Genomic DNA, 26,713 nt, shown 5'->3' on the forward strand with positions numbered 1-26,713 from the left:
TCGCCCGGACACGACCCACCGGTCCCGGTCCGGGCGCGGCTCAGACCTCCGTGGTCTGCGGCTGCGCTCTGCTCACGTCGTACACCCCGGCCACGTCGCGCATCGCGCGCATGAGGGCGGGCAGCCGGGCGGCGTCCGGGAGCAGGACGGTGTAGGTGTGGCGGACCCGCTGCCGGTCGGGGGGTTCGACCGTCGCCGAGACGATCTCGGCACCTTCGACCGCCATGGCCTCGGTGAGGTCGGCCAGCAGGTGCGGGCGGCCGAACGATTCGGCGAGCAGGGTGACCCGGCACTGTGTGCTCTCCCCCCAGCGCACGCCGACCTCCGCGCGCCCCGCACTCTTCATTCGCGCCACCACAGCGCACTCCGCGCGGTGCACGGTCACCACTCCCCCGCGCACCGCGAAGCCGGTGATCTCGTCGGGCGGTACGGGCGTGCAGCAGCCGGCCAGCCGTACGGTCGCACCCGGCGGGTCGACGAGCACGTCGGCGGAGGCGCGACGGGCGGCCGGTCTGTCGGGCGTCGGGCGCGAGACGGGTGCGTCACCGGCGGCTGGACCTCGGGACGTCGCCTCCGCTTCGGCGGGCGGCTGCGCGGGGTGGGCCGCGAGCCGGCGCTGAATGGCGATCCGCGCGGCAGGTGTGTGGGCGTGCTCCAGCCACTCCTTGGAGGGCTCGGAGGCGGGGTCCTGGCCCATCAGGAGCTGCACGGTGTCACCGTCCCTCAGCACCGTGCTCATGGTCGCCAGGCGGCCGTTGACCCGGGCGCCCATGCACGCGTGCGCGTCCTCGCCGTACTGGGCGTACGCGGCGTCCACGCAGGTCGCGCCCTCGGGCAGGCCGAGGGTGCCGCCGTCGGGCCGGAACACGGTGATCTCGCGGTCCTGTGCGAGGTCCGCGCGGAGGGTGGACCAGAAGGTGTCGGGATCGGGGGCGCCCCGCTGCCAGTCGAGCAGCCGGGAGAGCCAGCCGGGCCGGGTCGGGTCGGCGCGCTCGCCGTCACCCGCGGTCTGCTCCTCCGACGGCGGCGCGTAGGGGTTGCCGAGCGCGACGACACCCGCCTCGGCGACCTTGTGCATCTGGTGGGTGCGGATGAGGACCTCGACGACCTGGCCGTCCTGTGCGCGGGCCACCGCGGTGTGCAGCGACTGGTACAGGTTGAACTTGGGTACGGCGATGAAGTCCTTGAACTCCGACACGACGGGCGTCATGCAGGTGTGCAGTTCACCGAGGACGGCGTAGCAGTCGGCGTCCTCCTGCACGAGCACCAGGAGGCGGCCGAAATCGGCGCCGCGCAGCGGGTCGCGTTTGCGGGAGACGCGGTGCAGGGAGACGAAGTGCCGCGGCCGGATGAGGACTTCGGCGGTGATGTCGGCCTCGCGCAGCACCTTGCGCACCTCGTCGGCGACCGCGGTGAGCGGGTCGTCCGCGCGGGCGGCGTTCTCGTCGATCAGCTCCCGCGTGTGCTCGTACTCCTCGGGGTGCATGACCGCGAAGACGAGGTCCTCCAGCTCGGACTTGAGCGCCTGTACGCCCAGCCGCTCGGCGAGCGGGATGAGCACGTCCCGGGTCACCTTGGCGATGCGCTCCTGTTTCTCCTTGCGCATGACGCCGAGGGTGCGCATGTTGTGGAGCCGGTCGGCGAGTTTGATCGACATCACGCGGACGTCGTTGCCGGTGGCGAGGAGCATCTTGCGGAAGGTCTCGGGCTCGGCGGCGGCGCCGTAGTCGACCTTCTCCAGCTTGGTGACGCCGTCGACGAGGTAGCGGACCTCGGCGCCGAACTGCTCGCCGACCTGGTCGAGGGTCACCTCGGTGTCCTCGACGGTGTCGTGGAGGAGGGAGGCGGTCAGCGTGGTGGTCTCCGCACCCAGCTCGGCGAGGATCAGGGTCACGGCGAGGGGGTGGGTGATGTACGGCTCGCCGCTCTTGCGCATCTGGCCGCGGTGCGAGGACTCTGCCAGCACGTAGGCGCGGCGCAGCGGGTCGAGGTCAGCGTCGGGGTAGTGGGCGCGGTGGGCCTCGACGACGTGGCCGATGGCGTCGGGCAGCCGGCCGCGGGTGGCGGAGCCGAGCAGTGCGGCGCGGCCCAGGCGGCGCAGGTCGATCCGGGGGCGGGCCTTCCGGCGGGGCGCCGTCGGCGCGACGGCGCCGTTGACCGCGGGCGTCACAGGGCCTGGGCTCGCTGGATTCACGGCCTCCGCATTCATGGGCACCTCCGGCTGCACGGACCGGCGGACGGGGTATCCCAGGGCGGACACGGCTCAGGGGATGGTGTCGGTCCCCCGTCCGGGCCGGTGCTTGATGCTATCGAGCCCATCACGTGCGGCTGACCGCCTCTCGCCGAGCGTGAAACGGATCACCCATTCGAGCGATGGTCCGAGGGTTTACGTTTTCGCACTGAGTGTCATGGACCGGGCTGTGGTTCACCGGGTCGTGGTTCGGACGAGTACCCCCTCCAGCCACGCGGAGTCGAACTCTCCGGCGGCGACGATCACGGCGGGGCCCGTCATCTCGATCTCGCCGTCGGGGCGCTCGGTGATCACCAGGGTGCCGCCGGGCACGTCGACCGTGTACGTCGCCGGGGTGCCGGTGACCGCCGGGTCGGCGCCGTCCCTGCGGGCGGTCGCGACGGCGACGGCGCACGCGCCCGTGCCGCAGGAACGGGTCTCCCCGGAGCCGCGCTCGTGCACGCGCATCGCGACGTGCCGGGGGCCGCGGTCGACCACGAACTCGACGTTGACGCCGTCCGGGTAGGCGGTGGCGGGCTCGTGGGGCGGCGGGGAGTACAGGTCGCCCGCGTGAGCGAGGTCGGCGACGAAGGCGACCGCGTGCGGGTTGCCCATGTTCACGTTCCGCGCGGGCCAGCTGCGTCCGTCGACGCTCACCACGACGTCGCCCTCGGGGAGCAGAGCGCGGCCCATGCCCACGGTCACGTCGCCGTTCTTCGCGAGGTGAACGCGCTTCACGCCCCCGCGCGTGGCGATGGTGAGGTCGCCCTCGGCGACGTGCCCGGCGCGCTGGAGGTAGCGCGCGAAGACCCGCACGCCGTTGCCGCACATCTCCGCGACCGATCCGTCGCCGTTGCGGTAGTCCATGAACCACTCCGCGTCGGCCGCCATGTCCTTGGCCTCGGGGTGTGCCGCGGACCGCACCACGTGCAGCAGTCCGTCGCCGCCGATGCCCGCGCGGCGGTCGCACAGGGCGGCGACGGCCGCCGGGGGCAGGTCGATGGCGTTCTCCGGGTCCGGGACGATCACGAAGTCGTTCTCGGTGCCGTGACCCTTGAGGAAGGCGATCCGCGTGCTCATTCCTCGATCGTACGGGGTCGGTACGACAGGACGACGAGGCGTGGACGAGGGGGGACGTGCTCGGACGCGGGCACCCGCGCACGGCCCCGCGCCGGTGGGCTCGTGTCAGCCCCGCAGGCGGGCCACCCGCCACACGGCGAGGACGACGACGGCCGCGACCGCCAGGGCGTACACGACGATCATCCGCCAGTCGGCACGGCGCCCCGATCCGCGCTGCGGCAGACCCGGCCAGGTGTAGCCGACCCGGCGGGCGGCCATCATGCCCCAGCCGGCCGCGCAGGAGCAGATCAGCAACCCGAGCATCGCGATCACGGCGCCACTGTCGCCGAAGTCGAAGGCGAGCGGGAAGGCGAACATCAGGGAGCCGACCGCGGCCAGGCACACGATGGGCGCGAGCTGCCAGATGCGCAGCCGTCGCTGCGGACGCAGCTCGACCTCGACCTCGTCCCCGTACATCTCGTCGGGCTCGGGACCGTCGGCCGCCACGCCCTCCGGCGTCTCGTCGGGGCCGTCGGGGGTCAGACCGGCTCCGTCCGGCTCCGGTCCGCCGTGGTCGGCGGTGCCGTGCTCGGTGCTCGGTGCGGTGTCACGAGGGCCGGCCTCCATCGCCACGCGCCCTCCCAACTAGGACTCACTCGGTCGATCGAAGCTCGATGATGGCACGCCGCCGAAGGCCCGGATGACGGCCGGGGCGTCCCGATGCCATCACGTGATCAGGCTGTAACCGGTCGTTCGACCAACGACAGGGCGAGCCGCGGAAGTTCCGTGCGATCCGCCACAGCCCCACTCAACCAATGCACCCGCGGGTCGCGCCTGAACCACGAATCCTGACGGCGCGCGAAGCGTTTGGTGGCACGGACGGTCTCGGCCCGCGCGTCGTCCAGCGTGCACTCGCCGGCGAGCGCCGCGAGCACCTGCTGGTAGCCGAGCGCGCGCGACGCCGTACGCCCCTCGCGCAACCCCTGCGCCTCGAGTGCGCGCACCTCCTCGACCAGACCCGCCTCCCACATCCGGTCGACGCGGTGGGAGATGCGCTCGTCCAGCTCGGGGCGCGCGACGTCGACGCCGATCTGCACGGTGTCGTAGACGGAGTCGTGGCCGGGGAGGGTGGCGGTGAAGGGCCTGCCGGTGATCTCGATCACCTCCAGGGCGCGCACGATCCGGCGCCCGTTGCTGGGCAGGATGGCCCGCCCGGCCCCCGGGTCGGCGGCGGCCAGGCGGGCGTGCAGCGACCCCGAGCCGCGCAGTGCGAGCTCCTCCTCCAGCCGGGCCCTGACCTCGGGGTCGGTGCCGGGGAACTCCAGGTTGTCGACGGCCCCGCGGACGTAGAGGCCGGAGCCGCCGACGAGGATCGGCCAGCGCCCGTCGGCGAGCAGCGCGTCGATCCGCTCCCGCGCGAGCCGCTGGTACTCGGCGACGGATGCGGTGACCGTCACGTCCCAGATGTCGAGCAGGTGGTGCGGGACGGCACCGCGCTCCTCGGGCGTCAGCTTGGCGGTGCCGATGTCCATCCCTCGGTAGAGCTGCATGGAGTCGGCGTTGACGACCTCACCGCCGAGCCGCTGGGCCAGGAAGACGCCCAGATCGGACTTTCCGGCCGCGGTGGGTCCGACTACGGCGATGACGCGGGGGGCGGGGGGTGCGCTGCTCACCGCACCAGTCTCGCAAACCTCTCGCCCGGCCCTCGAACGAGTTACGTGACGGCGCGGGGCCGGGATCGTTGCCCGTTGCGAGGTTCCCGCGCCCCGGACCACCGGGGCCACGGCCCCGGCCACGCAAACGGACGCACCGGATGCCGCGGGATTTCGCCCGCACGAGTAACGTATGGAGTTGATATGGGCGTTTTTGCACGGCTTTTTCGGAGGTCGAAGACCACGGAGGAGGCGCCGGCCACCGCGACGTCGGCCGATACCCCGGAGCCCGAGCGTGCGGCGGAGGCGAGCGCGGCAGAAACCGTGGAATCGACCGAAGCCGGGCCCCGGAACACGGCACAGCCCGCGGAGGCCGACGAGGCCGCCGAGGCCGCCGAGGCCAACGAGTCCGCCGACTCGGAGGGCGTCGGCATCCCCAAGCAGCAGTCCGCCGGGGAGGCCGTCGACAACGAGGCCGACAAGGGCGCCCGCACCTGACTGCCCCGTGAGGGAAGGCGAACCATGGGTCTGCTGGACAACTTGAAGGCCAAACTGGGACCGGCGAAGGGCAAGGTCTCCGACCTCGCGCAGCAGCACGGGGACAAGATCGATCGCGGTCTCGACAAGGTGGCGAAGACCGTCGACGAGAGGACCAAGGGCAAGTACAGCGACCGGATCCAGACGGGCACCGGCAAGGCCAAGGGCGCCATGGACCGCCTCGCCCACAAGGACACCGGTGGCATGGACGGAGACGGAACCACTCCGGGCACCACCCCGGGTGGTACCACCCCGGGCGGCACCCCGCCGGCCGGTCCGCCTCCGGCTTCCTGACCCGCGCCCCGCGCTCCGGCACACGGGCGGGTCACGGCACATCGGCGGACGGTCACGAGCGGGTCAGCTCCGGGCCGTCCGCCGGCTCGTGCGCCACGGATGTCCTGCGGCCGCCTTCCCTACGACCAGGTGGCCGCGACGTACCCCACTCCGTACGGCGCGTCCTCGTACAGCAGCACGCCGGCGAGAGCCGAGTCCTCGGCCGCGCCCGCGAGGACCTGCCAGGGCGCCCGGCCGGACACCTTCAGCTCGCGGGCCAGCGCGATGTCCAGCGCCGCGAGGGCGGTCACGTCCGCCGCTGCCAGCGCGCGCCCCACCTCCGCGTCGAAGGGCGCCGCCCGCTCGTCGAGGTACCCGGGGGCCTTGAGCGTGCGGCACGCGCTGGCGTCGCCCAGCACCAGCAGCGCGATCCGCCCGGCTCGGGCGGCGATGTCCCGGCCGAGCGCCGCACAGCGATCCGCGGGGAGGGCCTCCCCCACACCGATGCCCTCGACGGGGGCGTCGGCCCACCCGGTCCGTCCGAGCAGCCAGGCTCCCACGGCGAACCCGTACGGCAGCTCGCGACCGGTCGGCTCCGCTTCCGTACCGAGGTCCGCGCCCAGGCGCACGTCCAGATCCACGCCGAATCCGCGGAACGAGCCCCGCGTGCCCTGCGGATAGACCTCGGGACCGGTGCCGTCGTCGGGCCCGACCACCACGAGCCGGTCGGGCCGGGCCGCGGCGAGCACACCCAGCGCGTCCGTGCAGGCGGCACGCGCGGCGTCCAGCTCGGGTGCGGCGCCCGCGGCCACCTCCGGCACGAGGAGCGGCGGGCAGGGACAGACGGCGGCGGCGACAAGCATGATCGGCAGCGTAGCCCCGTGCCGCCGCCCGCCGCCGCACGCCCTGCGGTCAGTCGCAGCCGCAGCCGCTCGCCACCGCGGGCTGGGGCTCGGGAACGCCGATCTTCGGCAGGCCCAGCATCACGCCCACGGGTTTGGCCTGCTCGGCCGCGTTGCGCTTCTCCCAGGCGTCGCCCGCGCGCGTGTGGCGCACACCGAGCACCTCGCCCTCCGCGAGGAGGTGGTGCGGAGCGGCGTAGGTGATCTCGACCGTCACCACGTCGCCCGGGCGGACCTCCTGGTCGGGCTTGGTGAAGTGCACCAGGCGGTTGTCGGGGGCGCGGCCGGAGAGGCGGTGGGTGGCGCCGTCCTTGCGGCCCTCGCCCTCGGCGACCATCAGCTCCAGGGTGCGGCCGACCTGCTTCTTGTTCTCCTCCCAGGAGATCTCCTCCTGGAGGGCGACGAGACGCTCGTAGCGCTCCTGGACGACGGCCTTGGGGATCTGGCCGTCCATCTCGGCGGCCGGGGTGCCGGGCCGCTTGGAGTACTGGAAGGTGAAGGCCTGGGCGAACCGGGCTTCGCGCACCACGTGCAGGGTCTGCTGGAAGTCCTCCTCGGTCTCGCCGGGGAAGCCCACGATGATGTCGGTGGTGATCGCCGCGTGCGGGATGGCGGCCCGCACCTTCTCGATGATCCCGAGGTAGCGCTCCTGGCGGTAGGAGCGGCGCATCGCCTTCAGCACCGGGTCGGAGCCGGACTGGAGCGGCATGTGCAGCTGCGGCATCGCGTTGGGCGTCTCGGCCATGGCGGCGATGACGTCGTCGGTGAAGTCGCGCGGGTGCGGGGAGGTGAAGCGGACGCGCTCCAGGCCGTCGATCTTCCCGCAGGCCCGCAGCAGCTTGCTGAACGCCTCGCGGTCGCCGATGTCGGAGCCGTAGGCGTTGACGTTCTGCCCGAGGAGGGTGATCTCGGAGACGCCCTCGGCGACCAGGGCCTCGACCTCGGCGAGGATGTCGCCGGGACGTCGGTCCTTCTCCTTGCCGCGCAGCGCCGGGACGATGCAGAAGGTGCAGGTGTTGTTGCAGCCGACGGAGATGGAGACCCAGGCCGCGTAGGCGCTCTCGCGCCGGGTCGGCAGCGTGGACGGGAACGCCTCCAGGGACTCGGCGATCTCGACCTGCGCCTCCTCCTGCACGCGGGCGCGCTCCAGCAGCACCGGCAGCTTGCCGATGTTGTGCGTGCCGAAGACGACGTCCACCCAGGGCGCCCGCTTCACGATGGTGTCGCGGTCCTTCTGCGCCAGGCAGCCGCCGACCGCGATCTGCATCCCGGGGCGACTCGCCTTCTTCGGGGCGAGGTGGCCGAGGTTGCCGTACAGCTTGTTGTCGGCGTTCTCCCGCACGGCGCAGGTGTTGAAGACGACGACGTCCGCGTCGCCGTCGGCACTCTCGGGGGCGCGGACGTAGCCCGCTTCCTCCAGCAGCCCGGACAATCGCTCGGAGTCGTGGACGTTCATCTGGCACCCGTAGGTGCGTACTTCATAGGTGCGCGTGCCGCCCACTGACTGGCTCCGGTCGATGCTGCTCATGGCAATAAGGGTAGGCGCTCGGCGGCGATGGCCCGGGCCACCTGTGGACAACCGGGGTCGGGGCTGGTCAGGGCTCGATGAGACCCGCGCGGATCGCGTACCGGGTGAGCTCCAGGCGGTCGCGGACGCCGAGCTTCTGGAGCAGGTTGGCACGGTGGCGTTCGACGGTCTTGGCACTGATGAACAGCAGCTCGCCGATCTCCTTGGAGGTGTGACCCTCGGCGACGAGCTTGAGGATCTCCTCCTCGCGTTCGGTGATGGGCCGCTCGGGCAGGCCACCGCCGCTGTGCAGACGGTCCAGGTAGGAGCGGACCAGGGCCCGTTCGGCCCCCGGATAGATGAACGGCTCGTCGCGTACGGCCGCCCTGCACGCCTCGACCAGGTCGCGGTCGGCGACGGACTTGAGGACGTAGCCGCAGGCACCGGCCTTGAGGGCCTCGAAGAAGTACTGCTCGTTGTCGTACATGGTCAGGATGAGGATGCGCAGCTCGGGCCGGCGGCGGGAGAGTTCGCGGGCCGCCTGGAGGCCGGTCATGCGGGGCATGGCGACGTCCAGGACGGCCAGGTCGACCTCGGTGGTCCGGGCCGCCGCGACCGCCTCGGCCCCGTCACCGGCCTCGGCGACGACGGTCAGGTCCGGTTCGCCGTCCAGGATGAGGCGCACTCCGCGGCGTACGAGGGTGTGGTCGTCGGCGAGCAGGACGCGGATCGGGGGCCGGACGGGCATCAGGGGCGGTCTCCGGTCCGGTCTTGGGATCGGTCCCCGGTCGCGTCCACGGCCTGGTTCGCGCATCGGTCCCCGACCGCGTCCACGCCCCGGTCTCCGGATCGGCCCCCCGGCGGGGCGGGGACGCGCAGGCGTACGTCGGTGCCCCGTACGGGGGCGGATTCGAAGTGGATCTCGGCTCCTATCAGCAGGGCACGTTCGCGCATGCCGCGGAGGCCGGCGCCCTCGGAGGCCGCACCGAGACCGGAGCCGTTGTCGCGTACGAGCAGTTCGACGCCGTCGGGCAGCGGGCGGAGGCTGAGCTCCGCGCGGTCCGCGGCGGCATGGCGGGCGGTATTGGTCAGGCCCTCCTGGGCGACCCGGTAGAGCACGAGTTCCGCCTCCGGGGCGAGCGGCGGCAGGTCGCCGGCGACGTGGTGGTGGACGGTCAGCCCGTGGTGTGTGAACTCGGCGGCGAGCGAGCGCAGGGCGCTGGCGAGGCCGAGCTCCTCCAGGACACCAGGGCGCAGGCGACGGGCGATGCGGCGGATCTCGTCGAGGCCGTCCCGGGTGGCCTCCTGCGCGAGGGACACTTCCTCGCGCAGTTCGCCGGGCACCCGGTCGGCGACGCGCTTCAGCTGAAGAAGGACGGCCGTGAGAGTCTGACCGACCTCGTCGTGGAGCTCGCGGGCGATGCGGTGGCGTTCGCGTTCCTGGGCGTGCAGGGCGCGGCCGGCGCCGGCGGCACGTTCGGCCTGGAGCCGGTCCAGCATCGTGTTGTACGTCGCGATCAGCTGCGCCGCCTCGGCCGGTCCGGCGACCGTCGGGCGGGCCCCTGGCACCAGCAGGTCGGCGGTGGCCATGGACCGGCCGAGCCGGTGCAGCGGGGTGAGTCCTATGCGCAGGACGACCGCGTTGCCGGCCAGCAGCGCCGCGAGGCCCGCCAGCAGGACCAGCGCTTCCCCGGGCAGGACAGGCGTCGAAACGGTGACCGGTCCGAGCAGCAGCGCTGTGGCGACGACCAGACCCGCGGCGTTGAGCGAGAAGATCCGCCAGAACAGCGACACGGTCCTCTTCCCGCTCCTCCCGGTCTTCGCGCACGACACCGCCGCAGCCAGCTTCGCCGCCCACGACCGGCTGCGTATATCCGTCACGACACCCATATCGTCACCGTACGTGCGGATGACAGCATGGCGAGGCCGCGAGCACGTCGCTCACGTGCCTCACGTGCCGGAAGCGCGGTGAGGGAAGCAAGACGAATGAGGGGAAAGCTCGTGTCAGCTCCACGCCTGAGGGCGACGCCGCTGCCGGGTATCGGGGTCCAGTACGACCTGGTGACCCGCGAACACCGCCATCTGTCGGTGGTGGCACACCGCGACGGCTCCCGCACGGTGAACATGTACCGGGCCGACGACCCCGATTCCTGTGCCCACTCGCTGCGGCTGGCCGGCGCGGAGGCGGGCGCCCTGATCGACGCGCTGAAGCCTTCCCACCACAGCCCCAGCCTGCTCTACACCACTGACCTCGGGCTGGTCGCCGAGCGGATCGAGGTGTCCGCGACGTCCCGGTGGAACGGGCGCCCGCTCGGCGAGACGTGCATGCGGACCGAGACCGGCGCGTCCATCGTCGCGGTGCTGCGGCGGGCCGAGGCCATTCCGTCGCCGGCGCCGGACTTCCGGCTGGTGGGTGGTGACACCGTGATCGTCATCGGTACCCGCGAGGGCGTCGACGCCGCCGCGGCGATACTCGGGCAGGAGTGAGCCGGTGCACTCCGCGGTTCTGCTGATCGAGTTCGGTTCCATCATTCTGGGGCTCGGGCTGCTCGGCCGGTTCGCCGGCCGTTACCGCCTCTCCCCCATCCCGCTGTACCTGCTGGCCGGGCTGGCGTTCGGGGAGGGCGGCCTGCTGCCGCTGGGCGCGAGTGAGGAGTTCGTCGCCGCCGGCGCCGAGATCGGCGTCATCCTCCTGCTGCTGATGCTGGGCCTGGAGTACACGGCCAGCGACCTTGTCACCAACCTGAAGGCCCACTACCCGGCCGGCCTCGTCGACTGCGCCCTCAACGCCGTGCCGGGTGCGGTGGCGGCACTGCTGCTGGGCTGGAGTCCGGTGGCGGCCGTCGTACTGGCCGGGGTGACGTGGATCTCGTCGTCCGGTGTCATCGCCAAGGTGCTCGGCGACCTCGGCCGCGTCGGCAACCGCGAGACCCCGGTGATCCTGAGCGTGCTGGTCCTGGAGGACCTGGCGATGGCGGTGTACCTGCCGATCGTCACGGCTCTGGTGGCCGGTGCCGGGCTGATGACCGGGAGCATCACGCTGGCGATCGCGCTGGCCGCGGCGGGCGCGGTGCTGTTCGTGGCGCTGCGTTACGGCCGGGTGATCTCGCGGTTCGTCTCCAGCGACGACCCGGAGAAGCTGCTGCTGGTGGTGCTGGGCCTGACGATCCTGGTCGCGGGCGTCGCGCAGCAGCTCCAGGTGTCGGCCGCCGTGGGCGCGTTCCTCGTGGGAATCGCGCTGTCCGGAGAGGTCGCGGAGGGCGCGCACACGCTGCTGAGCCCGCTGCGGGACCTGTTCGCCGCGGTCTTCTTCGTCTTCTTCGGGCTGCACACCGATCCGGCCAGCATTCCGCCGGTCCTGCTGCCCGCTCTCGCCCTGGCTCTGCTCACCGCAGTGACGAAGATCGCCACCGGGTACTGGGCCGCCCGGCGGTCCGGGATCTCCGTCAAGGGCCGCTGGCGCGCGGGTGGTGCGCTGGTGGCGCGCGGCGAGTTCTCGATCGTCATCGCGGGCCTCGCGGTCTCGGCCGGCATCGAACCGTCCCTGGGACCACTGGCCACGGCCTACGTCCTCATCCTGGTCGTCCTCGGCCCCCTCACCGCCCGCTTCACCGAGCCGCTGGCGTCCCGGCTGTTCCGTCGCCGGGACAATCCCGACCGCCCCGGCGGCGTTCCCGAGGGGGCGCCGCGGACGGCGGGGGCGGAGGCGTCGGTGGGCGACTGACCCCCGCGAGGACCTCGGTACGACCCCGACACGACCCCGGTACGCGGGTGCCGGGGTCGTCGTGTCGTACGTCGGCGGCAGCGGGGACGGCAGCGGTTACGTTGCGAGCCGCGCGCGCTCGCGCGGGTCTCGACTCGCGCGGGTCTCGACGTAACCGCGCCCCGCACCCGTGTCAGGCGCCCGGCGTCTCCAGGACCTCCGCCGTCCGCGGTGTCCATCCCTGCCGGCGCAGTACGCCCGCCACGTCCGGTGCCTCGTAGTGGTCGCCCTTGAGGACCTTGCCGTCGGCTCTGCGGCTGACCCGGCCGTCGGGACCCAGCTTGGTCATGTTGGAGCGGTGGATCTCGGCGATCACTTCGTCGAGGTCGATGCCGTGGACGAGCGCCGTGCCGTAGGCGACGTAGACCACGTCCGCCAGTTCGTGCGCGAGCCGGTCGAGCGGGCCTGTCACCGACACCTCGGCGACCTCGGCGGCCTCCTCGGCGAGCAGCTCGCCTCTGTGGGCGGCCAGGTCGGGTGAGACCTCGGCCGGAGTGCTGCGGGCGTCCAGCCCGAAGGCGAGGTGGAAGGCGCGTACCAGGTCGGCGGGCGAGGAGCTCATGCCGACGACTGTAGCGAGCGCCACTGACAGTCGGCGTCGCGCTCCCGCACGGTCGCCGTGTGAGCTCCGCCCTGGTCAGCCGGGTTGCGGGCTGGCAGGATCGCGCACATGTCCTCGCTGCTCTCCCGTATCGGCGGACGCCGTGCCGTCCAGGGCACGGTCGCCGGTGCCGTCGCCCTCGGGCTGCTGCTGTGGTGGCTGCTGCCACTGGGCGAGGAACCGCCGGGCGGGGCGATCACGTTCAGCACGGGCACGCGTGCGGGCGTCTATCAGAAGTATGGCGAACTGCTGCGCGCCGAGCTGCGCAAGGACATGCCGGACCTGAAGGTGCGGTTGATGACCAGCGCGGGCTCGCAGGAGAACGTCGAGCGGGTGGCGTCCGGGGAGGCCGACTTCACGATCGCCGCGGCCGACGCCGTGGAAACGTACAAGATCGCCGGCCGTGCCGGTGCCGAGGGACTGCGCGGTGTCACCCGCCTCTACGACGACTACGTGCAGCTCGTGGTGCCGAGTGACTCGGACATCCAGTCCGTCGCCGACCTGCGCGGCAAGAGGGTGGCCATCGGGCTGCCGAACTCCGGCGTACGGCTGATCGCCACCCGGCTGCTGAAGGCCGTGGGCATCGACCCGGAGAAGGACATCACGCCCCGCGCGGACGGGATCGACACAGGCCCGGGACGGCTGGGCGACGAGCTCGACGCGTTCTTCTGGTCGGGCGGCGTGCCGACGGACGGGCTCAAGCAGATCGCGGAGACCTCCGCCTTCCGGTTCGTCCCGATCGGCGAGGACCTCGTCACCAAACTGCACGAGTCAGGCGGCGCGACCCGCTACTACCGGACCACCAACATGCCGGAGTCGGCATACCCCACCGTGCAGAACGGCGCCGTGGTGCCCACGATGGCGGTGTCCAACCTTCTGGTGACCCGCGCGGACATGGATCCGCGGCTCACCGAGTGGCTGACCCGGACCGTGCTCGACAGCCGCGACGGCATCGGGGCGACCGTGCACTCCGCGCAGCTGGTGGACCTGCGCACGGCAATCTACACCGACCCGCTGGAGCTGCACGAGGGTGCCCGGCGCTACTACCGGTCGGTGAAGCCGTAGGGCTGCTCCGGTTCCCTCCCGGTGACCGCCCCCGGCCCGGACCTCGGCACCGTGACCGTCACCTCCAGGCCGTGCGGCTCGTGGTGGCCGAAGTCGATCGAGCCGTCGCCCGCCGCGAGCAGCGCCCGGCAGATGGACAGGCCGAGGCCGGAGCCCTTGATGTTCTGATGCCGACCGCTGCGCCAGAACCGGTCGCCCACGCGCGCGAGCTCCTCGTCGGTCAGCCCGGGACCGTTGTCGGTGACGACGACGGTGGTGGCGTCCCCGACGGAGGCGACCGTGACCCGGACGGTCTCGTCGGCCGGTGTGAACTTCACCGCGTTGTCGATGACCGCGTCCAGGGCGCTGGACAGCGTCACCGGGTCGGCCCAGCCCGTGGTCGGCGGGCAGTCCCCCACCAGCCGCACGCCCTTGGCCCCGGCCGTCGGCGACCAGGCCGCCACCCGCTCGGCGGCCAGCGCGCCGATGTCGGTGACCTTGAGGTCCGCCTGGCTGTGCTCGGCCAGCGCCAGGTCGAGCAGATCGTCCAGGACCCGGGCCAGGCGCTTGCCCTCGGTCTGGACGGAGGCGATCTCCTCGTTGTCCTCGGGCAGTTCCAGGGCGAGCAGCTCGATCCGCAGCAGCAGCGCCGCGAGGGGGTTGCGCAGCTGGTGCGAGGCGTCGGCGACGAAGGCGCGCTGCTGCTCCAGCACGTCCTCCACGTGGTCCGCCATCTCGTTGAACGACCCGGCCAGGCGTCTGAGCTCCGGCGGTCCCCCGGCCGGCGCGACCCGGGACTTGAGCCGCCCGGTGGCGATGTCGTGGGTCGTGGCGTCCAGGACGCGTACCGGCCTGAGCACCCACCCGGTCAGCCGGAGCGCGGCGCCGACGGCGAGCAGCATCGCGGCGATCTCCCCGGCGCCGATGACCAGCCAGCCGCGCAGGGTGCGCGAGCGCATCGAGTCGGTGGGCGAGTCGGTGACCACGACCGCGACCACGTCCCCGTCCCGGATGACCGGCGAGGCGACCACGAGCCGGCCGTCCTCCCAGGGCCACACCTGCTGCGGGTCGTGGCTGCGGCGGCTGAGCAGTGCCTCGTCGAAGGAGTCGCGCACCTCGCCGGTCTGGGGGAGGAACCAGGTCGTCGGCGCGTTGGCCATCGGGATGTGGTTGCGGTAGAAGACGCCGGCCTTGATGCCGTAGACCTCGTAGTAGCTGATGAGCTCGGTCTGCAGGGTCTCCAGGCGCTCGTCCGTGGTCGTCCGGCGCGATCCGCCCGGCACGTCCTCGGTGACGAACTGGGCGAGCGCGGCGAAGCGTGCCGTGTCGTCTATGCGGTCGATGACGACCTTCTGCTGCTCCGCGCGGGCGACGCTGACGCCGAGCGGAACGCCGAGCGCGAGCAGTACGGCCGCCATCAGGACGATGAGCAGCGGGAGCAGGCGTGTGCGCACCCGGCCCCGCTACCCGGCGGGGGCGACGAGGCGGTAGCCGACGCCGCGGACGGTTTCGATGAGCGCCGGCATGCGCAGCTTGGCGCGCAGCGAGGCGACGTGCACCTCCAGCGTGCGCCCGGTCCCCTCCCAGCTGGTGCGCCACACCTCGCTGATGATCTGCTCCCGGCGGAAGACCACTCCGGGGCGTTGTGCGAGCAGGGCGAGGAGGTCGAACTCCTTGCGGGTCAGTTGGACAACCGAACCGTCCACGGTGACCTGGCGTGTCGGCAGCTCGATACGCACCGGGCCGAGGCGCACCACGGTCTCGGTGCTCCCGGTGGTGTCCTCGTGGGCGGTGCGCCGGCTGACGGCGTGGATCCGGGCGAGCAGCTCTCCGGTGTCGTACGGCTTGACCACGTAGTCGTCGGCGCCCAGGTTGAGGCCGTGGATGCGGGAGCGGACGTCGGAGCGGGCGGTGACCATGATGACCGGGGTGCTGGTGCGCTTGCGGATCTTGCCGCAGACCTCATAGCCGTCCTGGTCGGGCAGTCCGAGGTCGAGCAGGACGACGCCGAAGCAGTCGACCTCGGGGACGAGCGCCTGGAGTGCCTCCTCGCCGCTGCGCGCGTGGGTGACGTCGAAGCCGTGCCGTGCCAGGATCGCGGACAGAGCGGCGGCCACGTGGTTGTCGTCCTCGACGAGCAGCAGTCTCATCCGGGCTCCCTTCGGTTCATCGGCCGTACGCTCGGCGTGGGTGGAAAGACATGTGCACGCGCGCGGGCACCTTGTGCAGTGACGCCGATGGAGGGGGACGGCGTCAAGAGACTTCCGGTTGCGGCCGCTCGAAGTTATCCGGCCGATATGCGCCCTGCTCACAAGTGCTACGACTCGTGTCCGATTGCTATCGGATCGTGATGCTCAGATTCCCCTCAGATGTAGAGACGCAGGTCGATAGGCGTTACTACTGTCCTCCGAAACCGAGGAGGACGGAGCCCGAGAGCGATGACCGAAGTATCGGTGGCCAAGGAAGATGTGGCCGCGACCGGCGAACTGGTCGTCCTGAAGAGTGTCAACAAGCACTTCGGCGCGTTGCACGTGCTCCAGGACATCGACCTGACGATCACCCGCGGCGAGGTTGTCGTGGTCATCGGGCCCTCCGGGTCCGGCAAGTCCACCCTGTGCCGCACCATCAACCGCCTGGAGACCATCGACTCAGGATCGATCGCGATCGACGGCAAGCCCCTGCCCGCCGAGGGCAAGGAGCTCGCCAGGCTGCGGGCCGACGTCGGCATGGTTTTCCAGTCCTTCAATCTCTTCGCGCACAAGACCGTGCTCGAGAACGTCACCCTGGGCCAGGTCAAGGTCCGCAAGGCCGACGCCAAGAAGGCCGAGGAGAAGGCCCGCTCCCTGCTCGACCGCGTCGGCGTGAGCGCCCAGGCGGACAAGTACCCCGCGCAGCTCTCCGGCGGTCAGCAGCAGCGCGTCGCCATCGCGCGGGCGCTGGCCATGGACCCGAAGGTCATGCTCTTCGACGAGCCGACGTCGGCTCTCGACCCCGAGATGATCAACGAGGTCCTGGAGGTCATGAAGCAGCTCGCCCGTGAGGGCATGACCATGGTCGTCGTCACGCACGAGATGGGCTTCGCCCGGTCGGCGGCGAACCGCGTGGTGTTCATGGCGGACGGCCGCATCGTCGAAGAGGCCACGCCGGACCAGTTCTTCAGCAATCCGCGCAGCGACCGCGCCAAGGACTTCCTGTCGAAGATCCTGCACCACTGACACGGTGCGGGTCCGACGTCCGTGTCGCCCGCGCTCCAGCCGGCTCGCCTCTCGCCTCTGATCGTCTGATCACAGTCAAAGGATGTTCACCATGAAGCTCCGCAAGGTCACCGCCGCCTCGGCCACCGTGTTCGCCCTCGCCCTGACCGCCACCGCGTGCGGCTCCGACGACGGGGACAGCGGCTCCTCGGGTGGCGACGACAAGAAGATCACCATCGGTATCAAGTTCGACCAGCCGGGCCTCGGCCAGAAGACCCCCGACGGCTACGAGGGCTTCGACGTCGACGTCGCCACGTACGTCGCCAAGAAGCTCGGCTACACCGAGGACCAGATCGAGTGGAAGGAGTCGAAGAGCGCCGACCGCGAGACCATGCTGCAGCGCGGTGACGTCGACTTCATCGCCGCCACGTACTCGATCACTCCGCAGCGCCAGGAGAAGGTCGACTTCGCCGGCCCGTACCTGCTCGCCCACCAGGACGTGCTGCTGCGCGCCGACGACGACAAGATCAAGACGCCGGAGGACCTGAACGACGCCAAGCTCTGCTCGGTCACCGGCTCGACCTCGGCCCAGAACGTCAAGGAGAAGCTGGCGCCCAAGGCCCAGCTGCAGCCGTACCCGGCGTACTCCGCCTGCCTGCCCGGCCTGCAGAACGGCGCCGTCGACGCGCTGACCACCGACGACTCGATCCTCGCCGGTTACGCCTCCCAGAAGCAGTTCAAGGGCAAGTTCAAGCTCGGCGGCTTCAAGCTGACGAACGAGAACTACGGCATTGGCGTCAAGAAGGGCAGCGACCTCAAGGACAAGATCAACAAGGCTCTGGAGGAGATGGTCGCCGACAAGTCCTGGGACAAGGCCGTCAAGGACAACCTCGGCCCGGCCAACTACAAGAACGAGCCGGCGCCCAAGATCGGCGACATCAAGAGCTGAAGCAGCGCCTGACAGGGTGCGCCGCCCACCGGAAGGGGCGGCGCACCGGGGCGGGCATCCCTACACGCGGAAGCGCGGGAGATCGTGTTCGACTTTCTTGAGGATTACGACCTGCTGGGAGCCTTCTGGACGACAGTGCAGCTCGCTGTGCTGTCGGCCGTCGGCTCCCTGATCTGGGGCACCATGCTGGCGGCCATGCGGGTGGGGCCGGTGCCGTTGATGCGCGGCTTCGGGACCGCGTACGTGAACACCGTGCGCAACATCCCGCTGACCGTCATCATTCTGTTCACGTCGCTGGGCCTGAACCAGACACTGGGAGTGTCCCTCGGCGCGAACGACGTCGAGACGATCAACTTCCGGCTCGCCGTCCTCGGCCTGATCCTCTACACCTCGTCCTTCGTCTGCGAGGCGCTGCGCTCCGGCATCAACACCGTGCCGGTCGGGCAGGCGGAGGCGGCCCGGGCGATCGGCCTCAGCTTCGGCCAGGTGCTGCGGCACGTGGTGTTGCCCCAGGCATTCCGTTCCTCCGTCGTCCCTCTGGCCAACGTTCTGATCGCGCTCATCAAGAACACCACGGTGGCCGCAGCCATCGGCGTTGCCGAGGCGGCGCTCCTGATGAAGGAGATGATCGAGAACGAGGCACAGCTGCTGCTGATCTCCGCGGTCATCGCCTTCGGTTTCGTGGTTCTGACGCTGCCGACCGGCCTCATTCTCGGCTGGGTGGGCAAGAAGGTGGCGGTGAAGCGATGAGCTCCGTTCTCTACGACGCTCAGGGCCCCCGGGCCAAGCGGCGCAACATCGTCTTCACGGCGGTCTTCGTGGTGGCCGTCGCGGCGCTGCTGTGGTGGGTGTTCGGCACCCTCAAGGACAAGGGCCAGCTGGAATGGGCCCTGTGGAAGCCGTTCTTCTCCGGCTCCGAGGCCTGGTCCACCTACATCTGGCCCGGCCTGGAGAACACTCTGAAGGCCGCCGCTCTCGCGGTGGTCATCGCACTGCCGCTGGGCGCGATCCTCGGTATCGCCCGCCTGTCGGACCACGTGTGGGTACGGGTCCCGGCCGCGATCGTGGTCGAGTTCTTCCGGTCCATCCCCGTGCTGGTTCTGATGATCTTCGGCCTCGCCCTGTTCGCCGAGTACACCAACGTCAGTTCGGACGACCGCCCGCTGTACGCGGTGGTCACGGGCCTGGTGCTGTACAACGCCTCCGTCCTCGCCGAGATCGTCCGGGCGGGCATCCTGGCCCTGCCCAAGGGCCAGTCCGAGGCGGCAATGGCGATCGGCCTGCGCAAGGGCCAGGTGATGCGCACCATCCTGCTGCCCCAGGCGGTCACGACGATGCTGCCGGCCATCGTCAGCCAGCTCGTCGTCATCCTGAAGGACACGGCGCTCGGCGGTGCCGTCCTCACCTTCCCCGAACTGCTCGCCTCGGCCAACACGATGAGCGGCTACTACGGCGCCAACGTCATCGCCAGCTTCACCGTGGTCGCCGTGATCTACATCGCGCTCAACTTCCTCCTCACGAGTTTCGCGAGCTGGCTGGAGCGGCGGCTGCGCCGGGCCAAGAAGTCGAGCGGCACGGTACTCAAGGCGGACGACGCCGGAATGGCGGGGACGTCTGCGACCGGCGGCGGCGGGGCCGTCTGACGCTCAGTCACCTCATATGACCATCAACGGAGGCAGTGGCATGATCGCCACTGCCTCCGTCACTTGACGCAAGCAGCGGCAATAGGTTGCATACGTTCTGTGACCGTGCACCCTGCTCCAACGTCCTGTTCAACCACGTCCCCCGGGACACCGTCACGGGCAGGGGGCGTCGCGCCGTGGACCCGGTGATCATCACCGGAGCGGGGCCCGTCGGGCTCACGCTCGCCCTGGCGCTGGCGCGGCAGGAGGTGCCCTGTGTCGTGCTGGACGAAGGACCGGGCAAGGACGAACCGCGTCCCGCGCGCACCGTCGTCCTGGGCGAGGACGCCGTCACCCTCGTCGAGCGGCTGACCGGCACACCGCTGACGGGGCTGGGTTTCCGTTGGGCCGGATGGCGGTCGATGCGGCGCAAGCAGGTGACGCGCGAGGTCGTCTTCGGCGACACCGACCCGGCGCCGCTGCACATCGCCCAGCACGAACTGACCGATGTCCTGCGCACGGCACTCGCCCACGAGTCGCTCGTCAAGGTCGCGGTGGACAGCCGTCTGGACGGCATCGAGCAGGAGACCTCGGGCGTCACCGCTCACACCCGCGGCCCCGGCGGCACCTGGTGGCGCGGCAGTTACCTGGTGGGCTGCGACGGTCCCCGCTCGACCGTCCGCAAGCTCCAGGACATCCGCTTCCCCGGCCGTACGGCGGTGGAACGATACGCCGTCGCCGCACTGCGCACCGAACTCCCGTGGACCGACGAGGCGTTGCTCCACCGGATGCCCCCATGGCGTACGTCCGGTCCGTCGGCCGGTGAGATCGTCGGCCGTCCCCTGCCGGACGGCGTGTGGCGCCTGGACTGGCTGCTGCCTCCCGGCAAGGACCTGGTCACGCCCGAGCTGCTGGTCAACCGGGTCCGTGAGACTCTCACCGGCTGGGCCGAGGGGTCGACCCCGTCGTACGAACTCCTCGACACCGGAGTCCACACGGTCCACCACCGGCTGGCCCGCCGCTGGCGGGTGGGCCGCGTACTCCTCGCCGGGGACGCCGCCCACCTGCTGGGCGCGCTGGGCACACAGGGGCTCGACGAGGGGCTGCTGGACGCCGACAACCTCGCCTGGAAACTGGCCCTGGCCTGGCATCACGGACCGCGTGATGCACTGCTCGACAGCTACCAGGAGGAGCGGCGCACGGCGATCGCCGCACGGCTGCGCGCCGCCGACCAGGTGCTGCCGCTGCTGCGCGGCGGCGGAGGCCTGCGTTCCTACGTTCCCGGTTCGACCCGCGGCAACGACGCGCTGCTCGCGGACGGCCACCTGCGGCGCGGGGCGCTGGGTGCGCCGGGCACGTACGCCGACTCGCCGCTCGCGCCCGCGGACCTCGCCGGGGAGGTGTCCGTCGGCACACCGTTCGGGGCGCCCGTCACCGATGTGCGGGTCACGGCGGAGGACGGCACGTTCGTGCGGCTGCGCGACCGGCTCGGGCGCGGGGCGCTGCTGGTGGTGCTGATCGCGCCGGGTACGGGTGTGTGGGACCGCAAGCACTGGGTGACCGCCGGCATCATGCCCCGGCTGGCGGCGGCGGTGACGGCGCTGCCGCATCACGCCGAGTTGCTGGTCGCCGAGAGCTACCCAGGTGCTGCGGCCCACACGGTGCTGCTGGTGCGGCCCGACGGTCACCTCGTCACGGCGCTGAACGGGGTGCGCCCGGCCGACCTGTACGCGGCGGCGGAGACGGCGGTGGGCGGGGCGACGACCACGGCCACGGAGCCCACGGAGGAAGAGGCGGGGGCGGGAGCCGCGACCGGGTCCCGCTGAGCGGCCGCCCGGGGGCGCGCCGGCGGCTCGTGGCCGTCGGCCGTCGCCGGGCGCTGTCCATCTGGTGACTGTGAGTTGACCGGCCCACACCGTCGTGGTCTACTCCGGATCGTGACCGACACCTGTGTACGCCTGTGGCGGAGGGTCCATATGGACCTCATCCGTTATGTGGGCTGCGTGTGTCGCCCGTCCTGCTGAATTCGCATCACTTCTTCGCGCGCGCCGCTCCTGCGTGCCGCCGCGTCCTCCTTCGCGAAACTCCCAGGACGGTACACGTGTCTGTCTCCTCCCCTGCCTCTGTCTCCGGTGCTCCATCCGCCTCTCCCGCCTCCGCGGCCACGGCCGCTCCCGCTGAGGCCGAGCTCCTCGACTTCGTACGCCGTACGGCCGCCGACGCCGAACTGATCGCCTCCCTCCCGCTCGACCCGGAGGGTCGCACCTGGGTCCGGTTGGCCGGACCGGGCGGCAGCGAGGCCTGGCTGATCGGCTGGCCGCCCGGCACGGGCACCGGGTGGCACGACCACGCCGAGTCCGTGGGCGCCTTCGTGACCGCCGCGGGTGTGCTCACGGAGAACGCGCTCGCCGCCCGCCTGCCCACCGACGGTTGGAAGACCCTGGAACTCACCGACGGGGTGGACCGGAAACGCCGACTGCCGACGGGCAAGGGCCGCCCGTTCGGCCGGCACCATGTGCACGAGGTACTCAACGAGTCGCCCGACCGGCACGCCGTCTCGGTGCACGCCTACTACCCGCCCCTGCCGCGGATCCGCCGCTACAGCCGCAAAGGGCAGACTCTGCGCCTGGAGCAGGTCGAGCGCCCGGAGGACTGGCAGTAAGCGAGCCGACGGGAATCGACGCTCTGCTGGAGCGCGTGCGCAGCGGCTACCGTCGGATCGCGCCGCGCGCGGCGTACGACGCCGCCGAGGCCGGCACGGCGCTGCTGGTGGACATCCGCTACGCCGCACTGCGCGAGCGGGACGGCGTGATCCCCGGTGCGCTGGTGATCGAGCGCAACGAACTGGAGTGGCGCCTGGATCCGCAGGGCAGCCACCGTCTCCCCGAGGCCACGGACCATGACCTGCGCGTCGTCGTGGTGTGCGACGAGGGCTATGCCTCCAGTCTGGCGGCGGAGTCCCTGCACCGCCTGGGTTTGCACCGGGCCACCGACCTGATCGGCGGATTCCAGGCATGGCGGGCGGCGGGACTGCCGGTGACCGTTTCGTAGCCCCCACGCCCCTGTGACAGAGGGTCGAAGCGACCCGGTGGACCGGGCGCACCAGAAGGTCGGCTTCGCCGGTCCGTGCGCCCTCCGGCGCCTCGGCCAGACCCGGCGCACCCCGGGTCAGAACCCCTCGTCGCCGAGGAACTCCGTGTCCTCGCCCTCCTCCTCCAGCGCCTGGCGGACCACCCGCAGGGCCATGCCCTCGGGGTAGCCCTTGCGCGCCAGCATGCCCGCGAGGCGGCGCAGCCTCTTGTCGCGGTCGAGGCCGCGAGTGGCGCGCAGCTTGCGGGCGACCAGTTCGCGCGCGGTCTCCTCCTCCTGCTCGGAGTCCAGCTGCGAGACCGCCTCGTCGATGAGCGTGGCGTCGACACCCTTGGTCCGCAGCTCCCTGGCGAGGGCGCGCCGGGCCAGCCCGCGGCCGTGGTGCCGGGACTCCACCCAGGCTTCCGCGAAGGCGCTGTCGTTGATCAGGCCGACCTCCTCGAACCTGGACAGCACCTCCTCGGCGGCCTCGTCGGGGATCTCCCGCTTCCGGAGGGCGTCGGCGAGTTGCTTGCGGGTGCGCGGGGTCCCGGTGAGCAGGCGCAGGCAGATCGCCCGTGCCTGCTCGACCGGGTCCCGCGGAGGCTCCCCCTTCTCGGCCCTCGACGAGGAAGTGGTACCTCCGTCCTCGGCGGGCGACTCCGCGCGCTCGCGCCGCCGCCCGCGCCCGCCGCCCGTCCCACGGCCCCGCTGTGCTCCGCCACGCGCGCCGCCGTCACCGCGGCGTGCCCCGCCGTCGCCGGGAGAGCCGGAGTCGTACGGGCCCTCGGCGCCGTGCGGCGCGAAGAGATCGGCCGTGCCGTCCGCGACCGCGGCCAGGTCCGTCTCGTACGGGACCGCGACCGTCCCGTACGCGCCGTCGTCCATGCCGACGGAGCCGCCGTCACCCGGTCTCCCCCGCTCGCGCTCCCGCGAGGCGTTGTCCGGGTAGGCGTACTCGGCCCAGTCGGTTCGTCGTGTCACGGTCAGCTCTTGGCTGCCGCGGCCTTGGACTTGGTGGCCTTGGCGGTCGCGGGGGCGGGCACCGCCGGTGCCGCGTCGGCCGGGGCGGCGGAGGCGGCGGCGTCCGCACCCGGCTCGGTGGCCGGCTCCTCGGGACGTACGCCGACGCCCAGCTTCTCCTTGATCTTCTTCTCGATCTCGTTGGCCAGGTCGGGATTGTCCTTCAGGAAGTTGCGCGCGTTCTCCTTGCCCTGGCCGAGCTGGTCGCCCTCGTACGTGTACCAGGCGCCGGCCTTGCGGACGAAGCCGTGCTCCACGCCCATGTCGATCAGGCCGCCCTCGCGGCTGATGCCCTGGCCGTAGAGGATGTCGAACTCGGCCTGCTTGAAGGGCGGCGCCACCTTGTTCTTGACGACCTTGACGCGGGTGCGGTTACCGACCGCGTCGGTGCCGTCCTTCAGCGTCTCGATGCGTCGGATGTCGAGTCGCACCGAGGCGTAGAACTTCAGCGCCCGGCCACCGGTCGTGGTTTCCGGAGAGCCGAACATCACGCCGATCTTCTCGCGGAGCTGGTTGATGAAGATCGCGGTGGTCTTGGACTGGTTGAGCGCGCTGGTGATCTTGCGCAGGGCCTGGCTCATCAGGCGGGCCTGCAGACCGACATGGCTGTCGCCCATCTCGCCTTCGATCTCCGCGCGCGGCACGAGCGCCGCGACGGAGTCGATGACGATGAGGTCGAGGGCGCCGGAGCGGACCAGCATGTCCACGATCTCCAGGGCCTGCTCACCGTTGTCCGGCTGGGACAGGATCAGGTTGTCGATGTCGACGCCGAGCTTCTGCGCGTACTCGGGGTCGAGGGCGTGCTCCGCGTCCACGAACGCGACCTGGCCACCGGCCTTCTGCGCGTTCGCCACCGCGTGCAGGGTCAGGGTCGTCTTGCCCGAGGACTCGGGGCCGTAGACCTCGATGACGCGGCCGCGCGGCAGGCCGCCGACGCCGAGGGCCACGTCGAGCGCGGTCGACCCGGTCGGGATGACCTCGATGGGCTCCTTCGACCGGTCGCCCATGCGCATGACCGCGCCCTTGCCGAACTGCCGTTCAATCTGTGCGAGTGCGGCGTCCAGGGCCTTCTCGCGGTCGGTTCCTGCCATGGGTTCCACCCGGTTTGCTTGATTCGATCGCTTCACGTCAAAGACGCTAATGCCTGCCACTGACAATCCACCCTGATGCGGGTCCGGCCTGTGGATAACTCGGGCACTTCTCCGCCCAAACCCAGTCGAATCACCCGTCACGAGCCTCGCCAGAGCCTCCATGAGAATGGATGTTCGATTTTGGTGTCAAGCGCACCACGCGGCACCTCCGAGCGTACGTCTGCCGGGCCGGCGGTCGGGTGGCTAGAGTGCGGATGCGACGTGGAGGAGGGGGACACCATGGCCAAGGTCAGCGTCAGTCTGGACGCCGAACTGGTGGTGGAAGCGATGGTCCTGGCCGGCATCGGCTCGCCCCAGGACGCCGTCGAGGCGGTGGTGCGGGACTACATCGCCCGCGGCCACCGCACGGAGACCCGCACCGAGTTCAAGGACCGGAACCTGCGGGAGGTCGACGCGAAGCCGCAGGAGCCGCAGGGCTGATCCCCCGGCCGCAGTCCCGGACCGGCCGGCCCCCGGCTGCTCCGTGGTAGCGCGCCTGTGCCACACGAGCAGCCCTGTGCTGATCGCGCGCGCCCTGTTCGCCGCCGCTGCGTACTCGAGGTGGGCGGCATCACCGGGCCGGCCTCACGTACTGAACGCGGCCCTTCAGGAGGAACCGTCCTTCCCGGCGCTCTCCGTCCCGGGGCCGCCCGGCTCCGGACGCCGGGTCCACAGTTTCCGCAGTCGCGTAGGCGTCCCGGGCCCCGTCCGGCGGCTCCGGCGTCCGTGGACGCGCGGATCGTCCGTGACGTCGTAGCGCTTGACGTACGCGCCGAGGAACGCCTGCAGTGTGGCGATCGCCGGAATGGCGATCAGCGCGCCGACGGCGCCGAGCAGGGCGGCGCCCGCGACGACCGAGCCGAAGGCGACCGCCGGGTGGATGTCCACGGTCTTGGACGTCAGCTTGGGCTGCAGTACGTAGTTCTCGAACTGCTGGTAGATCACCACGAAGACCAGTACCCACAGCGCGTACCAGGGATTGACCGTGAAGGCGATCAGCATGGGCAGGGCGCCCGCGAGATAGGTGCCGATGGTGGGGATGAACTGCGAGACCAGGCCCACCCACACGGCGAGCGCGGGGGCGTAGGGCACCTCCAGGATCTCCAGCAGGATGTAGTGCGCTATGCCGGAGACCAGCGCCATCAGACCGCGCGAGTACAGGTAGCCGCCGGTCTTGTCCACGGCGATCTCCCACGCGCGCAGGACCTCGGCCTGCCGGGCGGGCGGCAGGACGGAGCAGAGCGCGCGCCGCAGCCGAGGGCCGTCGGCGGCGAAGTAGAACGAGAACAGCAGGACCGTCAGCATCTGGAAGAGGCCACCGAGGACCTGGGCCGACACGTCCAGGACGCCGGTGGCGCTGTTCTGCACGTAGTTGCGCAGCCAGTCGGAGCGCAGCAGGCCCTCCTGGATGTCCACCCGTCTCAGCTCGGTGTGGAAGTGGCCGTTGACCCAGTTGATGACGGAGTCGAGGTAGTCCGGGAAGTCCTCGACCATCTTGACGATCTGGCCCGCGAGCATCGAGCCGAGCAGCGTGACGAACCCCGCGGCGGCGATCAGTACGGCGATGAAGACGAGGAAGGTGGCCAGCCCGCGGCGCAATCCGCGTCCGGCCATCCAGCTCACCGCGGGTTCGATGGCGAGGGCCAGGAAGAAGGCGATGAGGACGTTGATCAGCAGACCGGTGAGCTGATGGAAGGCCCAGCTGCCCAGCTGGAAGACGGCGATGAGCGCGAGGGCCAGCACCATGGCACGCGGGAGCCAGCGCGGCATACGGGCGCCCGGCCCGGCGGAGCCGCCGGGCGGGGGACCGGTGGGCGGCGTCGTACCGGTCGGGGATGCGTGCCGGGTCGCCTGCCCGGTCTCGTCAGTGGGTGCCACGGACCAAGTCTCGCCCACGCCACCGACAGCGGAGTCCCGTCCGGTGATCTTCGTGACCGGTCAACGCTGTTCCCGCGGCACGTTCATGACGGTGCAGACCACCCGCCACACGTCCTTGGCGTCCCATCCGGCGTCCAGCGCCTCGTGCACCGTGCGCCCACCCAGCTCCGCCATCACGTGGTCGCGCGCGAAGGTGTCGGCGTAGCCCGGACCGAAGTGATCCGTCATCCGCTCCCAGAAGACCGTCAACCGCATGACTCCAGTATCCCGCCCCTGAGAG

At 71.2% G+C, this 26,713-nt stretch carries 28 protein-coding genes; 13 read left to right on the top strand and 15 right to left on the bottom strand.

The features are described from left to right. Positions 1–40: 40 nt before the first annotated feature. From ACIQ6R_RS29740 to miaA, 4 genes are all read right to left on the bottom strand, one after another. Complete coding sequence (locus tag ACIQ6R_RS29740) at positions 41–2,209, bottom strand: RelA/SpoT family protein (RefSeq protein ID WP_404224659.1); 2,169 nt, start codon at positions 2,207–2,209, stop codon at positions 41–43. A 216-nt stretch (positions 2,210–2,425) separates the two neighbouring features. Then, positions 2,426–3,310, bottom strand: a complete 885-nt coding sequence (dapF, locus tag ACIQ6R_RS29745) for a diaminopimelate epimerase (RefSeq protein WP_404181461.1) — start codon at positions 3,308–3,310, stop codon at positions 2,426–2,428. 105 nt (positions 3,311–3,415) lie between these two features. Beyond that, on the bottom strand, positions 3,416–3,916 hold the full coding sequence (locus ACIQ6R_RS29750; protein WP_404224719.1) for a hypothetical protein: 501 nt from the start codon (positions 3,914–3,916) through the stop codon (positions 3,416–3,418). Between the two features lie 107 nt (positions 3,917–4,023). Then, positions 4,024–4,962, bottom strand: coding sequence for a tRNA (adenosine(37)-N6)-dimethylallyltransferase MiaA (gene miaA / locus ACIQ6R_RS29755; RefSeq protein ID WP_404224661.1), 939 nt, complete (start codon positions 4,960–4,962; stop codon positions 4,024–4,026). A 303-nt stretch (positions 4,963–5,265) separates the two neighbouring features. Between miaA and ACIQ6R_RS29760 the strand changes: the two genes are divergently transcribed. Both ACIQ6R_RS29760 and ACIQ6R_RS29765 read left to right on the top strand, forming a co-directional pair. Continuing rightward, positions 5,266–5,439 carry a hypothetical protein gene (locus tag ACIQ6R_RS29760; protein ID WP_404224663.1) on the top strand — a complete coding sequence of 58 codons (174 nt, stop codon included), beginning with the start codon at positions 5,266–5,268 and terminating at the stop codon, positions 5,437–5,439. Positions 5,440–5,463: 24 nt separating this feature from the next. Then, positions 5,464–5,772: an antitoxin gene (locus tag ACIQ6R_RS29765; RefSeq protein WP_404181453.1), complete on the top strand. Its 309-nt coding sequence runs from the start codon at positions 5,464–5,466 to the stop codon at positions 5,770–5,772. 119 nt (positions 5,773–5,891) lie between these two features. Here ACIQ6R_RS29765 and ACIQ6R_RS29770 read toward each other — a convergent pair whose 3' ends face one another. The 4 genes from ACIQ6R_RS29770 to ACIQ6R_RS29785 all read right to left on the bottom strand — a co-directional run bounded on the left by ACIQ6R_RS29770 (position 5,892) and on the right by ACIQ6R_RS29785 (position 10,050). Further along, the gene (locus tag ACIQ6R_RS29770; protein WP_404224665.1) at positions 5,892–6,614 is read right to left on the bottom strand and encodes a class III extradiol dioxygenase subunit B-like domain-containing protein; all 723 of its coding nucleotides are present in this window, start codon (positions 6,612–6,614) and stop codon (positions 5,892–5,894) included. A 49-nt stretch (positions 6,615–6,663) separates the two neighbouring features. Further along, positions 6,664–8,181: a tRNA (N6-isopentenyl adenosine(37)-C2)-methylthiotransferase MiaB gene (gene miaB / locus ACIQ6R_RS29775; protein ID WP_404224667.1), complete on the bottom strand. Its 1,518-nt coding sequence runs from the start codon at positions 8,179–8,181 to the stop codon at positions 6,664–6,666. Positions 8,182–8,248: 67 nt separating this feature from the next. Next, positions 8,249–8,908 (bottom strand): response regulator, encoded by a 660-nt coding sequence (locus ACIQ6R_RS29780; RefSeq protein ID WP_404224669.1) that lies wholly within the window; start codon positions 8,906–8,908, stop codon positions 8,249–8,251. Then, positions 8,908–10,050 (bottom strand): sensor histidine kinase, encoded by a 1,143-nt coding sequence (locus ACIQ6R_RS29785; RefSeq protein WP_404224671.1) that lies wholly within the window; start codon positions 10,048–10,050, stop codon positions 8,908–8,910. Before ACIQ6R_RS29785 ends, ACIQ6R_RS29780 begins: the two co-directional genes overlap by 1 nt. A gap of 111 nt (positions 10,051–10,161) precedes the next feature. Here ACIQ6R_RS29785 and ACIQ6R_RS29790 point away from each other — a divergent pair, with 111 nt between their 5' ends. Both ACIQ6R_RS29790 and ACIQ6R_RS29795 read left to right on the top strand, forming a co-directional pair. Next, entirely contained in the window at positions 10,162–10,647 is a 486-nt protein-coding gene (locus ACIQ6R_RS29790) for a cation:proton antiporter regulatory subunit (RefSeq protein WP_404181438.1), read from the top strand. Between the two features lie 4 nt (positions 10,648–10,651). Then, a complete protein-coding gene (locus ACIQ6R_RS29795) occupies positions 10,652–11,884 on the top strand; it encodes a cation:proton antiporter (protein ID WP_404224673.1) in 1,233 nt (410 codons plus the stop codon). 172 nt (positions 11,885–12,056) lie between these two features. On the opposite strand, the gene ACIQ6R_RS29800 is transcribed toward ACIQ6R_RS29795, so the two are convergent. Continuing rightward, positions 12,057–12,485, bottom strand: a complete 429-nt coding sequence (locus ACIQ6R_RS29800; protein WP_404224674.1) for a MazG nucleotide pyrophosphohydrolase domain-containing protein — start codon at positions 12,483–12,485, stop codon at positions 12,057–12,059. 108 nt (positions 12,486–12,593) lie between these two features. On the opposite strand from ACIQ6R_RS29800, the gene ACIQ6R_RS29805 reads away from it, so the two are divergent. Beyond that, a complete protein-coding gene (locus ACIQ6R_RS29805) occupies positions 12,594–13,589 on the top strand; it encodes a TAXI family TRAP transporter solute-binding subunit (RefSeq protein WP_404224676.1) in 996 nt (331 codons plus the stop codon). Here the strand turns inward: ACIQ6R_RS29805 and ACIQ6R_RS29810 are convergent. Together ACIQ6R_RS29810 and ACIQ6R_RS29815 are read right to left on the bottom strand one after the other, a co-directional pair. Continuing rightward, a complete protein-coding gene (locus ACIQ6R_RS29810) occupies positions 13,568–15,022 on the bottom strand; it encodes an ATP-binding protein (protein WP_404224678.1) in 1,455 nt (484 codons plus the stop codon). The two genes, ACIQ6R_RS29805 and ACIQ6R_RS29810, sit on opposite strands and share 22 nt — an antisense overlap. A gap of 9 nt (positions 15,023–15,031) precedes the next feature. Beyond that, positions 15,032–15,718 (bottom strand): response regulator transcription factor, encoded by a 687-nt coding sequence (locus ACIQ6R_RS29815; RefSeq protein WP_404181424.1) that lies wholly within the window; start codon positions 15,716–15,718, stop codon positions 15,032–15,034. Between the two features lie 288 nt (positions 15,719–16,006). On the opposite strand from ACIQ6R_RS29815, the gene ACIQ6R_RS29820 reads away from it, so the two are divergent. From ACIQ6R_RS29820 to ACIQ6R_RS29850, 7 genes are all read left to right on the top strand, one after another. Beyond that, positions 16,007–16,783: an amino acid ABC transporter ATP-binding protein gene (locus tag ACIQ6R_RS29820; protein WP_404181421.1), complete on the top strand. Its 777-nt coding sequence runs from the start codon at positions 16,007–16,009 to the stop codon at positions 16,781–16,783. Between the two features lie 91 nt (positions 16,784–16,874). After that, the gene (locus ACIQ6R_RS29825; protein WP_404224679.1) at positions 16,875–17,711 is read left to right on the top strand and encodes a glutamate ABC transporter substrate-binding protein; all 837 of its coding nucleotides are present in this window, start codon (positions 16,875–16,877) and stop codon (positions 17,709–17,711) included. Positions 17,712–17,795: 84 nt separating this feature from the next. Continuing rightward, on the top strand, positions 17,796–18,461 hold the full coding sequence (locus ACIQ6R_RS29830; RefSeq protein WP_121749597.1) for an amino acid ABC transporter permease: 666 nt from the start codon (positions 17,796–17,798) through the stop codon (positions 18,459–18,461). After that, a complete protein-coding gene (locus ACIQ6R_RS29835) occupies positions 18,458–19,354 on the top strand; it encodes an amino acid ABC transporter permease (protein WP_404224681.1) in 897 nt (298 codons plus the stop codon). The genes ACIQ6R_RS29830 and ACIQ6R_RS29835 overlap by 4 nt, the downstream gene beginning before the upstream one ends. Positions 19,355–19,530: 176 nt before the next feature. Continuing rightward, the gene (locus ACIQ6R_RS29840) at positions 19,531–21,159 is read left to right on the top strand and encodes an FAD-dependent monooxygenase (protein WP_404224683.1); all 1,629 of its coding nucleotides are present in this window, start codon (positions 19,531–19,533) and stop codon (positions 21,157–21,159) included. Positions 21,160–21,434: 275 nt separating this feature from the next. Continuing rightward, positions 21,435–21,995, top strand: a complete 561-nt coding sequence (locus tag ACIQ6R_RS29845) for a cysteine dioxygenase (protein WP_404224685.1) — start codon at positions 21,435–21,437, stop codon at positions 21,993–21,995. After that, a complete protein-coding gene (locus ACIQ6R_RS29850) occupies positions 21,986–22,384 on the top strand; it encodes a rhodanese-like domain-containing protein (protein WP_404224721.1) in 399 nt (132 codons plus the stop codon). Before ACIQ6R_RS29845 ends, ACIQ6R_RS29850 begins: the two co-directional genes overlap by 10 nt. A 117-nt stretch (positions 22,385–22,501) precedes the next feature. Here ACIQ6R_RS29850 and recX read toward each other — a convergent pair whose 3' ends face one another. After that, on the bottom strand, positions 22,502–23,386 hold the full coding sequence (recX, locus tag ACIQ6R_RS29855) for a recombination regulator RecX (RefSeq protein ID WP_404224687.1): 885 nt from the start codon (positions 23,384–23,386) through the stop codon (positions 22,502–22,504). Between the two features lie 2 nt (positions 23,387–23,388). After that, positions 23,389–24,516 (bottom strand): recombinase RecA, encoded by a 1,128-nt coding sequence (recA, locus tag ACIQ6R_RS29860; RefSeq protein ID WP_375915790.1) that lies wholly within the window; start codon positions 24,514–24,516, stop codon positions 23,389–23,391. A gap of 279 nt (positions 24,517–24,795) precedes the next feature. Here recA and ACIQ6R_RS29865 point away from each other — a divergent pair, with 279 nt between their 5' ends. Continuing rightward, positions 24,796–24,996, top strand: a complete 201-nt coding sequence (locus tag ACIQ6R_RS29865; RefSeq protein ID WP_404224688.1) for a DUF2191 domain-containing protein — start codon at positions 24,796–24,798, stop codon at positions 24,994–24,996. Between the two features lie 165 nt (positions 24,997–25,161). Here ACIQ6R_RS29865 and ACIQ6R_RS29870 read toward each other — a convergent pair whose 3' ends face one another. Both ACIQ6R_RS29870 and ACIQ6R_RS29875 read right to left on the bottom strand, forming a co-directional pair. Continuing rightward, entirely contained in the window at positions 25,162–26,433 is a 1,272-nt protein-coding gene (locus ACIQ6R_RS29870; RefSeq protein WP_404224690.1) for an AI-2E family transporter, read from the bottom strand. 60 nt (positions 26,434–26,493) lie between these two features. Beyond that, the gene (locus ACIQ6R_RS29875) at positions 26,494–26,688 is read right to left on the bottom strand and encodes a DUF3046 domain-containing protein (protein ID WP_007445009.1); all 195 of its coding nucleotides are present in this window, start codon (positions 26,686–26,688) and stop codon (positions 26,494–26,496) included. Positions 26,689–26,713 lie beyond the last annotated feature (25 nt).

The organism is Streptomyces sp. NPDC096048 (assembly GCF_044763415.1).
GTDB lineage: Bacteria > Actinomycetota > Actinomycetes > Streptomycetales > Streptomycetaceae > Streptomyces.

Excerpts from the sequence above, each read along its gene's own strand:
- dapF (WP_404181461.1), bottom strand. The coding sequence starts at position 3,310 with ATGAGCACGCGGATCGCCTTCCTCAAGGGTCACGGCACCGAGAACGAC.
- ACIQ6R_RS29750 (WP_404224719.1), bottom strand. The coding sequence starts at position 3,916 with ATGGAGGCCGGCCCTCGTGACACCGCACCGAGCACCGAGCACGGCACC.
- ACIQ6R_RS29875 (WP_007445009.1), bottom strand. The coding sequence starts at position 26,688 with ATGCGGTTGACGGTCTTCTGGGAGCGGATGACGGATCACTTCGGTCCG.
- ACIQ6R_RS29800 (WP_404224674.1), bottom strand. The coding sequence starts at position 12,485 with ATGAGCTCCTCGCCCGCCGACCTGGTACGCGCCTTCCACCTCGCCTTC.
- ACIQ6R_RS29815 (WP_404181424.1), bottom strand. The coding sequence starts at position 15,718 with ATGAGACTGCTGCTCGTCGAGGACGACAACCACGTGGCCGCCGCTCTG.
- ACIQ6R_RS29785 (WP_404224671.1), bottom strand. The coding sequence starts at position 10,050 with ATGGGTGTCGTGACGGATATACGCAGCCGGTCGTGGGCGGCGAAGCTG.
- ACIQ6R_RS29820 (WP_404181421.1), top strand. The coding sequence starts at position 16,007 with ATGACCGAAGTATCGGTGGCCAAGGAAGATGTGGCCGCGACCGGCGAA.
- ACIQ6R_RS29780 (WP_404224669.1), bottom strand. The coding sequence starts at position 8,908 with ATGCCCGTCCGGCCCCCGATCCGCGTCCTGCTCGCCGACGACCACACC.
- miaB (WP_404224667.1), bottom strand. The coding sequence starts at position 8,181 with ATGAGCAGCATCGACCGGAGCCAGTCAGTGGGCGGCACGCGCACCTAT.
- ACIQ6R_RS29805 (WP_404224676.1), top strand. The coding sequence starts at position 12,594 with ATGTCCTCGCTGCTCTCCCGTATCGGCGGACGCCGTGCCGTCCAGGGC.
- ACIQ6R_RS29835 (WP_404224681.1), top strand. The coding sequence starts at position 18,458 with ATGAGCTCCGTTCTCTACGACGCTCAGGGCCCCCGGGCCAAGCGGCGC.
- ACIQ6R_RS29770 (WP_404224665.1), bottom strand. The coding sequence starts at position 6,614 with ATGCTTGTCGCCGCCGCCGTCTGTCCCTGCCCGCCGCTCCTCGTGCCG.
- ACIQ6R_RS29825 (WP_404224679.1), top strand. The coding sequence starts at position 16,875 with ATGAAGCTCCGCAAGGTCACCGCCGCCTCGGCCACCGTGTTCGCCCTC.
- ACIQ6R_RS29765 (WP_404181453.1), top strand. The coding sequence starts at position 5,464 with ATGGGTCTGCTGGACAACTTGAAGGCCAAACTGGGACCGGCGAAGGGC.
- ACIQ6R_RS29865 (WP_404224688.1), top strand. The coding sequence starts at position 24,796 with ATGGCCAAGGTCAGCGTCAGTCTGGACGCCGAACTGGTGGTGGAAGCG.
- recA (WP_375915790.1), bottom strand. The coding sequence starts at position 24,516 with ATGGCAGGAACCGACCGCGAGAAGGCCCTGGACGCCGCACTCGCACAG.
- ACIQ6R_RS29740 (WP_404224659.1), bottom strand. The coding sequence starts at position 2,209 with ATGAATGCGGAGGCCGTGAATCCAGCGAGCCCAGGCCCTGTGACGCCC.